Source organism: Pseudomonas sp. R-28-1W-6, from assembly GCF_009799925.1.
Classification (GTDB): Bacteria; Pseudomonadota; Gammaproteobacteria; order Pseudomonadales; family Pseudomonadaceae; genus Aquipseudomonas.
Map to the genome: position 1 here is coordinate 1 of NZ_WELK01000036.1, position 244 is coordinate 244.

Genomic DNA, 244 nt, shown 5'->3' on the forward strand with positions numbered 1-244 from the left:
GGCGATGCGGGCGACAGCGACACGGGCGCGGACACCCGGGGCGCGGACGGTGCGCTGGTGTCCTCGGTGACGGCAACGACGGCCGGCGGAGCGCCGACGGCGGTGGCGGGCGCGACCGTGGTGCAGGGTGAATACGGGGTGCTGACGCTGAACCCGGATGGCTCCTACAGCTATGCACGCGATGCCGGTACGCCGGGTGGCGTGTCGGATGTCTTCACCTACACGCTGCAGGACGGCGATGGCG

1 protein-coding gene is annotated in these 244 nt (G+C 72.1%); it reads left to right on the plus strand.

Annotated elements, in window-relative coordinates; all coding sequences use genetic code 11:
- Positions 1-244, plus strand: a 244-nt coding sequence (locus F3I62_RS20120; RefSeq protein ID WP_218572955.1) for an Ig-like domain-containing protein, incomplete at both ends; no start/stop codon positions are given.